The sequence below is a fragment of the Blautia luti genome, assembly GCF_013304735.1.
Taxonomy (GTDB): Bacteria; Bacillota; Clostridia; order Lachnospirales; family Lachnospiraceae; genus Blautia_A.
Genome location: NZ_JAAITI010000066.1, coordinates 1 through 8,853, shown reverse-complemented (window position 1 = coordinate 8,853; position 8,853 = coordinate 1). Strand labels below are relative to the sequence as shown.

Sequence of the window (8,853 nt, the reverse complement as noted above, 5' to 3'; positions counted from 1 at the left end):
CTCCACGAACCATAACAGTTACAAGACCGGAACCGATCTTCTCTGTTCCTACAAGCGCAACCTCAGCTGCTTTTGTCATTGCATCTGCTGCCTCGATTGCAGCTGTGAGGCCTCTTGTCTCAACCATTCCTAATGCTTCCTGTGCCATGATTCTATCCTCCTGAATCTTATCTTCGTTACAATTTTATCATATATGATTCCGCCACTTTTGTAAAGTAAACTTCGGAATCCGCTTAATCTTTATCCAGGGCGCTGATCTTCAGCATTTTCTGTGTACCTGGTTCCGGGTTGGGGATTATGTAATGCTGTACCACACCTGTCATGCTCTCTGCGACTTTCATGCCGGCTTCTACCGCTGCCGTGACATCTGACACGCTTCCGCGGTACTTGATGCAGACAAGAAGCGGTACTGGCAGGCTGTCCGCATTCGCCGGTTTATTCTTATCGAATACCTCCAGGTGGACATTTGCAGCCTTGCACCCGGCGTCAGCTGCCACAAAGGCTGTCGCAAGTCCGAAGACCTCAAGAATTCCTACAGCTTCTGCCATGTTGCTTCTCCTTTCCCGTTAAGGTTATTTATTAACAATCGCGATCTTAAGACCTGTCATTGCCAGGTTTGTCTCAAGTGCCTCGTTGATCTCCTCAAGCGGGAACTTGTGTGTGATCAGCTCAGACATTGGAAGTCCGATTGCTTTTGCTCTCTTAAGGAAATCAAATGTTGTTGCATAGTCTCTGAGGTTGTATACCCAGGAACCAACAAGGTTGATCTCTTTGGAGCAGAGGTCGAAGTGCGGGTTGATGGTAGCGTCTCCACCGTTGATGAAGAAACCAAGCTCGCAAAGACCGCCGCCGTTGCGAATAAATTTGTAGATGTTGGAGTGTGCATGAGGATTTCCAGTACACTGGAAAGCGAAATCTGCAAGATGTCCGCCCTGAGCCTCTTTAACAGCCTCAGTAAGTGCCTCAATGCCCTTGAAGTTCATGAAGTTAACGGTTGTGTTTGCTCCCATTCTCTTGGCAAACTCAAGACGTTTCTCATTTCCGTCTACTGCACAGATATTATGAACGCCCATTGTATGGAGAACTGCGATGCAGATAAGACCGATCGGTCCGCAACCCTGAACAACAACTCTGCTGTTGAATTTCAGGATTCCTGTTGTTTTTGCTCTCTCTACAGCATGTACAAGTACTGCACATGGCTCGATGAGGATACGGGAATCAAGATCCAGGTCACTTACATTAAAGAATGTGGAACCGAATTTTCCGCCTCTGATGAAGATGTAATCAGCGAACCAGCCGTTGAATTTAACGTCGTCATCCGGAAGAAGTCCGTATACGTCAGCGCCACCTACGTTCTTCTTGTTAAGGTCGAACATTGTGATTTCCGGATCATCTTTGAAGATCATACAGGTAACGATCTTGTCGCCGACTTTAACCGGTTTACCAGCTGTATCAACTTTAACGTTTTTACCCATTTTTACGATCTCACCGGTTCCCTCATGTCCGAGAACTACTGGGATAAGACCAAACGGGTCATTTTTGTACTCATGAGCATCTGTTCCGCAGACGCCGCAGCCCTCAACTTTAACGAGGATGTCGTCGTCACCAACTTCCGGAAGATCATACTCCTGAAGCTCAAAATGTTTCTTCTCTGTCATCATTGCTACTCTTGCTTTTTTCGGAATTGTGTTTCCTGCCGGAGCAGCCGGAGCGCTTGTTGCAGCAGCTGCTGCAGGAGCGTTTCCTGTCATGCCGGAGAGAACCTGTTTAACGATTTCTTCGATATTTACATTGTTCATATCCATTGTTTCTGTTCCTCCTGATTAACGAATGCAAAGGCTGTCTGTCATTACGCAGCGTCTTCTCTTTGTGAATGTGCTTGCGCTTGTAAGTCCCTCACCGGTACGGCTTGCAATTGTGAATGTACAGAAACCTTCTCCGCCAAATCCAAGTGCGGAATAGGACGGGCCGTTCTTTACAAGGATTGCGGTATCAATTGCTTTCGCATATTTTGTAATGTTATCAATATTCTTGGAATGAATATGTGCGGAATGACGGTTGCCATGCTCAAGCCATACAGCCTGCTCTACAGCATCGTCAAAATCCTTAGCTCTTACGATTCCGAGGATTGGCATCATAAGCTCTGTTGTGATGAGCGGATGTTCCTTCGGTCCTTCAAAGATAATGCAGCGGGTATTTGCCGGTGCCTGAACTCCGATCATGGAAAGAAGTGTCTTCGCGTCACGTCCTACACATTTACGGTTCAGCTTGCCACCTGCAAGTACAGTCTCAACAAGTTTGTCCTGCTCTTCCTTGGATGCAAGATAGCAGTCATTCTCTGTGATCATGTAGTGCATTAACTCATCAACTACGGAAGATACTGCAACAACTTCCTTCTCAGCGATACATGGAAGATTGTTATCGAATGTACATCCGTTTACGATATCCTGAGCTGCCTTACGGATATCAGCAGTATCATCAACCAGTGCCGGTGGGTTACCTGCTCCTGCACCGATTCCTCTCTTACCGGAGGAAAGAACTGCTGTTACAACACCAGGGCCGCCTGTTGCTGCGATCAGATGGATATCTTTATGTTTCATCATAATATTGCTGGTCTCAAGTGTTGGTTTCTCAACAGTAACAGCGATATTATCCGGGCCGCCTGATTCCAGGGAAGCCTCATTTAAAAGATTGATTGCGTAAATAGAAGTTTTTACAGCTGCCGGATGCGGGTTGAATACAACTGTATTTCCGCCTGCCAGCATACCCATTGTGTTACAGAGAACTGTTTCACTTGGGTTTGTACATGGTGTGATCGCACCGATTACACCAAATGGTCCCATCTCGATCAGAGTCAGTCCTCTGTCTCCGGACCATGCAGTTGTTGTAATGTCTTCGGTACCAGGTGTCTTGTCTGCTACCAGGTGATGTTTGAGGATCTTGTCTCCTACATTACCCATACCAGTTTCCTCAACACCCATACGAGCCAGTACTTCCGCATTTTCTTTGATCTTTTTACGGATGCAGGTGATGATTTTTTCTCTCTGGTCCATAGACATTGTCTTAACTACCTGCTGCGCTTTTTTCGCTGCTTCGATAGCATCATTCATATCCTTGAAAACGCCATGTTTTCCGGCCGGAGCATCTGCAATCTGCATTTTTGCCATAACTTCCTGTACAATTTCCTGTACCATATTCTCACTTATTGGCATGAGATGTCCTCCTTAATATTCCGTCAAAAAATTATTTCAGGCCAAGCTGAGCCATAACCTGTTTTGTGATCTGAGCTACAAGCTCTGCATCTGCGTTTGCTGTTGCATCTGCTGCAGGAGCTGCATCTTTGTCACAGTCTTTTCCAACAAAATCATACTGATATCCTGGGAACTGTTTGTAGTCCTCACTGTGGCATGCGCCGCCGCAGTTGTGGCAGTTCTTTCCATCTTTGTTCAGGCAAAGGTTTGCCGGATGTTTTCCAGGCATACCGAATTTACGACGGATTGCATAGAGTTTCTCGATGTTCTCTTTGTCGAATTCCTTCGGGCCGCCAAGAAGTTTGCTCTGATACAGAAGCTGTGCGTAGAACTCCACAGACTCCATCTTCATGTATGCAGCGTTAAGGTCTGTGCTCCATGTAAGTGCTCCGTGGTTCTCAAGAAGTACTGCATCGAAATATGGAAGGTATTTCTCAAGGTTATCCGGAATCTCCATTGTGGAAGGTGTACCGTACTCAGCGATCGGAACGCATCCAAGAGCGATAACTGCCTCTGGCATGATCGGCTGTGTAAGCGGGATACCTGCGATTGCGAAAGATGTAGCGTAGATCGGATGAGCATGTACAACAGATCCTACGTCCGGTCTCTTCTCATATACTCTCATATGCATCTTGATCTCAGATGATGGTTTGAATCCCGGGTTAGCCTGGATTACATTACCCTTGCCATCTACTTTACAGATGAACTCTGGTGTCATGAAACCTTTGGATACACCTGTTGGTGTGCAAAGATATTCATTCTCTGCCACTTTAACGGAGAAGTTTCCGTCGTTAGCTGCAACCATGTTACGGTTGTAGATTCTTTTACCGATGTCGCAAAGCTGTTTTTTGATTTCAAACTCGTTTACCATGCTTAATTTCCTCCTTGAGCATTGGATTGCACTATTTTGTTTCTGGAAATATTTTACTCCATACCACAAAATAAGTCAAGGACAATCCGTTGTTTTGTGTTGGTTTCTTGTTGCTCATTATGTTGTTTTTATTGTTTTTTATGTTGTCTGTTTGCAGAGGATCTTTTCTCTGTAATTCTTTTATTTCTCAGCCGCCGATCTGGCAGTCCAGGCCGCATACCGCGTGTACCGCATTCTTTAACATCTGCATATGTTCTGCTGTCGGTGGAAGAATTCCTTCCATTAAATAGGGGCGTCCAAGGCCATCATATTTATCCTGTCCCAATCTGTGGTACGGAAGAAGATGGATCTTGTTTACACCTGGAAGGGATGCCGCAAATCTGGCGATTGCCTGGATCTCTTCCACAGAATCATTGAAAGTCGGAATAACCGGAACGCGGATCACCAGTCTGGTCTTGCCATAGAGTGCAACCTTTCTTGCATTCTCCAGCATCAGTCCGTTGGCCCGTCCTGTGAATTCCTTATGTTTTTCCTGATTCATATGCTTGATATCCATCAGATACACATCCAGATAGGGAAGAACCTGTTCGATCTTTTCCCAGGGGGCACAGGCCATACTCTCCACGGCTGTGTTGATGCCGCGCTCTTTTGCCGCGCGGAGAAGATCTCTGGAAAAATCTGCCTGGCACATGCATTCTCCGCCGGAGAGGGTGATTCCCCCTCCGGAGCGGTAATAATATGCACGGTCTTTCTCAACCTCTTCGATCATCTCACGGACAGTTACATCCCGGCCGATCACTTTGTCCTCGCCCAGAACTTTCATATTCTGGATCCGGTATTCCTGTGATTCCGGGTTGCAGCACCAGCGGCAGCGGAGAACGCAGCCTTTCAGGAACACGATGGTACGGATGCCCGGACCATCGTGTACTGAATATTTCTGAATATCAAAGATCCTGCCCTTTGTATCCAAATAGTCCATAAGTCACTCCTTTAGAAGCCCTGTTCTGTACGACGGATAATATCATCCTGCAGAGATCTGGAAAGTGTCGTGAACAGTGCACTATATCCGGCGACACGTACAACCAGGTGTTTGTACTTCTCCGGATGTTTCTGAGCGTCCAGAAGTGTCTCTCTGTCGACAACGTTAAACTGCATATGCATACCCTTCTGATCAAAATATCCACGGATCAGTGCTACAAACTTCTCCAGTCCTTCTCTTCCTGCAAGTGCGGATGGATGGAATTTCTGGTTGAACAGTGTTCCATTGGACACGATAAAATGATCCAGACGGGATACGGAAGTTGCTGCTGCTGTCGGGCCTTTCACATCCTTGCCTGCTGACGGAGAAACGCCATCTGCAACTGGTGTATGTGCATAACGGCCATCCGGTGTAGCACCAGTCTGTCCGCCAAGCGGAACGTTTGCAGATACCGGATAAAGTCCTGCCTGATAATGTCCGCCTCTCGGGTTCATATATTTCTGAAGTGGTCTGGTATAAGTATAAGCCACATCTCTTGCAAAGTAATCCACATCCGGGATATCGTTTCCGAACTTCGGAACTTCCTCGATCATCTTGTGGATTTCTTCAAATCTTGCTTTTTTCTCCGGGGATGGCTCGGTTCCAAGAGCTGCTGTCATAACGGCTGTAGCTGTCTGCTCATTTACGCTGATGCCATTCTCCTGAAGTTTCTGCATAACAATGGTAGTGATATCTGCCGCAGACTGTGCATCAATACCTTTGCCATAGTTCCATGCCAGAGCTTCTTTCATCTCTTCCATGGTAACTTTCTTTTCTTCATATACAAGCTTGCGGATTGCATACAGGGAATCTGCCATGTTGGCAATACCAAATCCCTGAGGACCTGTAAAGTTATAAACAGCTCCGCCTTCCTGAACGGATTTACCTCGTTTCAGGCAGTCATCCACCATACAGGAAAGGAATGGAAGCGGACATCTCTCAGCATGTGCAACATCAATGGCATTATCTGCATTTACAAGCAGGGAGATGAAATATTCCATCTGTTTCTTGTATGCGTCATAGAACTCGTCAAAGCTCTTCATCTCTGTGACATCGCCAGTCTGAACACCAACCTGCACACCTTTATCCATACCATTAGAGAAAACCATCTCCAGTGGACGGCACATGTTAAAGAATGCGGCATCATGCCAACCTTCTGTCTTACCTGCTTTCTGCGGTTCTACACAGCCGATGATGTTATACTCTCTGGCATCTGCAAGGGAAAGTCCCCGGTTCTGCAGTGCAGGGATGATAACTTCATCATTATAATAAGCCGGAAGTCCGATTCCTGTTCTTGTAAGCTCTGCAGCCTTGATCAGGAATTCATGGGGAGATCCGTTCCATACTCTTACAGAAAGAGACGGTGCCGGAAGATGTACATGCATGGACGCCTGGATACACATAAAGGAGAGATCATTGGTCACATCCTCGCCGTCTTTGTTCTGGCCACCTGCGATCAGGTTCTGGAAAAGGCTGTAGCCTGCAAAACCTTCTGCAGATGCGGCATCACGGCATTTATTCAGGTCGTTTAATTTTACCCAGATGCAGTCCATCAGTTCCTGAGCGAACTCTCTGGTCAGATTGCCTGCCTCCATATCACTCTTATAATATGGATACATATACTGGTCAAAACGTCCCGGTGAAATGGAATGTCCGCTGCTCTCCATCTGGATCAGCTGCTGTACGAACCAGAAGGACTGGCAGGCTTCATAGAAGTTACGGGCGCCTTTAGCCGGTACACGGCTGCAGTTGGATGCAATCTGAAGAAGTTCCTGCTTTCTGGTCGGGTCCTGACACTGATATGCCATCTGCTCAGCAAGCTCGGCATAGCGGTGTGCATAGTCGATAACAGCCTGACAGCTTAAGATCACGGCTTCCAGGAAACGGGATTTCTTTGCGTAATCGCCATCTCCCACATTGCATTCCTCAAGCTCTTTCTGTGCTTTGGCAATGATTCCTTCATAACCGATTGCCAGAACTTCTTCATATTTAACGGTTACATGTCCTACACCATTGTAAAAATAATTTCCCGGTGTAAAAATGTTGTGATCAATGGCAAGAATTGCTTCCGGTGCCATGTAGGAAGTTGCAAGTTCACTGGTTGTCTTGCCTTTCCAGTATTTATGTACCTCACGGAGTTCCGCCTTGGTTTCCTCCGCAATATAAAATGGATCGGCTGTTCTGGTAGCCACTGTGTCCAGCTCATCCTCCAGCCACTGGAAAGAATACTCCGGGAATGTCTGACATCCTCTCGGAGCCAGGGTGCTGCTTCCGACGATCAGCTCCTCATCACGGATAATGATGGGAATATTACGCAGGATGTGGGCAAATGCCTTGGCTCTGCGGGTGATGATCGGCTCGTCTTCGGTCTGCTTATAGGACTCTGTGACCAGCTTGGCTCTGGCAGATTCGATCACCGGCATCTTTGCATAAAGATTATCCACAAGATGGGTGATCCTGTCTGTTTTCGGGATATCTGCTATATGAAATTTCTCCATGATTCTCCTTTCTCATAACCGGTTGTTTCTGGTGATCTGTCCGCCTTCCCGCTTCCAGAACTGCTCCTGTCCGGCTATGTGCTCATGTAGTTTTATTATACCTTACCCCTACTTCGATGTCAACGAAATCCAACATGTGTTTATAGCTGTTTTTGTGGTTTTTATCGGTTGCGCCCTGTTGATTTTATTTGTTTTTTGTATTTTTATGTTTTTCTCTATTGACTTTGTTTTTCTGCTCTGCCATACTTGGATTTATATAGGAATTCCTTTGTTTTTCAGAAAAAATTTATACAAAGCGGACATTCGTATTCCGCTCTGTCACATGTTCTCAAACAGCAAAAGAGGTGTATTTTTATGTATCTTTCTGATATGCATACCCATTCCATCGCCAGCGGTCACGGCACGGAATGTACTATCACCAACATGGCCCGGGCGGCCGCAGGAAAAGGTCTCCGGCTTCTCGGGATCACTGATCACGGTCCCGGCACTCTGGCAGCCGGAACTTCCTCCTATTTCCGCAGCCTTACCTATTCTCCGAAAAAACATTTCGGCGTAGACCTGCTCTACGGGATTGAACTGAATATCCTGGATCGGAACGGAAGTATCGATCTGGATCAGGAATTATTATGTAAACTTGACTACGCCATTGCAAGCATGCATTCCTGGAATTACCGCCCCGGTACCAGGGACGAAAACACCGAAGCTTTTGTCAATGTTATGAAAAATCCCTGCGTCAAGATCCTCGGCCACAGCGATAACACACACTATCCGGTAAATTATGAAGTTCTTGCCCAAACTGCAAAAGAAACCGGAACCATCTTCGAGATCAATGAAGCTTCTCTTGCGCCTTATGGCTATCGTGGTGACACAAGAGAAAACTGTTTCGAGATCCTTCGTTGCTGTCGAAAATATGATCTGCCACTGCTTCTCTCCAGCGACAGTCACGGTCCGGAGCACATTGGCGATTTTACCTATGCCGCGGAGTTTGTTCACCAGGCCATGTTCCCGGAACAGCTGATCCTGAACAACCAGCTTCCAAAATTAAAAGTGTTCCTGCAGACCAGATGACCTGATAAAGTAAAAAAGCCAGCTCACACATTTTTCTATGTGTCAGAGCTGGCTCATTATTTCGAACTATTATTTATAACTATATTATATATTCTACTACAATATATTTATGGTTAATATCCCTTACAGCCAGTAAGGAATTATCCA

Annotated in this window: 8 protein-coding genes; 1 reads left to right on the top strand and 7 read right to left on the bottom strand. The window is 46.3% G+C overall.

Going from position 1 to position 8,853, the window contains the following annotated elements; genetic code table 11:
• The 7 genes from G5B06_RS18195 to G5B06_RS18165 form a co-directional block, all read right to left on the bottom strand.
• On the bottom strand, positions 1 to 148 hold a 148-nt coding region (locus G5B06_RS18195; RefSeq protein ID WP_173772692.1), incomplete at its 3' end, for a BMC domain-containing protein.
• Positions 149 to 233: 85 nt separating this feature from the next.
• On the bottom strand, positions 234 to 548 hold the full coding sequence (locus G5B06_RS18190; RefSeq protein ID WP_015525953.1) for a BMC domain-containing protein: 315 nt from the start codon (positions 546 to 548) through the stop codon (positions 234 to 236).
• Positions 549 to 572: 24 nt separating this feature from the next.
• Positions 573 to 1,805, bottom strand: coding sequence for a zinc-binding dehydrogenase (locus tag G5B06_RS18185; protein ID WP_015525954.1), 1,233 nt, complete (start codon positions 1,803 to 1,805; stop codon positions 573 to 575).
• Positions 1,806 to 1,823: 18 nt separating this feature from the next.
• Positions 1,824 to 3,212: an aldehyde dehydrogenase family protein gene (locus G5B06_RS18180; protein ID WP_148448411.1), complete on the bottom strand. Its 1,389-nt coding sequence runs from the start codon at positions 3,210 to 3,212 to the stop codon at positions 1,824 to 1,826.
• 31 nt (positions 3,213 to 3,243) lie between these two features.
• The gene (locus tag G5B06_RS18175) at positions 3,244 to 4,122 is read right to left on the bottom strand and encodes a class II aldolase/adducin family protein (RefSeq protein WP_148448413.1); all 879 of its coding nucleotides are present in this window, start codon (positions 4,120 to 4,122) and stop codon (positions 3,244 to 3,246) included.
• Between the two features lie 187 nt (positions 4,123 to 4,309).
• Positions 4,310 to 5,101 carry a glycyl-radical enzyme activating protein gene (locus tag G5B06_RS18170; RefSeq protein ID WP_173762625.1) on the bottom strand — a complete coding sequence of 264 codons (792 nt, stop codon included), beginning with the start codon at positions 5,099 to 5,101 and terminating at the stop codon, positions 4,310 to 4,312.
• 11 nt (positions 5,102 to 5,112) lie between these two features.
• The gene (locus tag G5B06_RS18165; protein ID WP_173772690.1) at positions 5,113 to 7,638 is read right to left on the bottom strand and encodes a glycyl radical protein; all 2,526 of its coding nucleotides are present in this window, start codon (positions 7,636 to 7,638) and stop codon (positions 5,113 to 5,115) included.
• 354 nt (positions 7,639 to 7,992) lie between these two features.
• Between G5B06_RS18165 and G5B06_RS18160 the strand changes: the two genes are divergently transcribed.
• Positions 7,993 to 8,706, top strand: coding sequence for a phosphatase (locus G5B06_RS18160; RefSeq protein WP_173772688.1), 714 nt, complete (start codon positions 7,993 to 7,995; stop codon positions 8,704 to 8,706).
• Positions 8,707 to 8,853 lie beyond the last annotated feature (147 nt).

Bases quoted from the DNA above. Each gene is read 5' to 3' on its own strand.
- G5B06_RS18170 (WP_173762625.1), bottom strand. From the start codon at position 5,101: ATGGACTATTTGGATACAAAGGGCAGGATCTTTGATATTCAGAAATAT.
- G5B06_RS18175 (WP_148448413.1), bottom strand. From the start codon at position 4,122: ATGGTAAACGAGTTTGAAATCAAAAAACAGCTTTGCGACATCGGTAAA.
- G5B06_RS18165 (WP_173772690.1), bottom strand. From the start codon at position 7,638: ATGGAGAAATTTCATATAGCAGATATCCCGAAAACAGACAGGATCACC.
- G5B06_RS18160 (WP_173772688.1), top strand. From the start codon at position 7,993: ATGTATCTTTCTGATATGCATACCCATTCCATCGCCAGCGGTCACGGC.
- G5B06_RS18190 (WP_015525953.1), bottom strand. From the start codon at position 548: ATGGCAGAAGCTGTAGGAATTCTTGAGGTCTTCGGACTTGCGACAGCC.
- G5B06_RS18180 (WP_148448411.1), bottom strand. From the start codon at position 3,212: ATGCCAATAAGTGAGAATATGGTACAGGAAATTGTACAGGAAGTTATG.
- G5B06_RS18185 (WP_015525954.1), bottom strand. From the start codon at position 1,805: ATGGATATGAACAATGTAAATATCGAAGAAATCGTTAAACAGGTTCTC.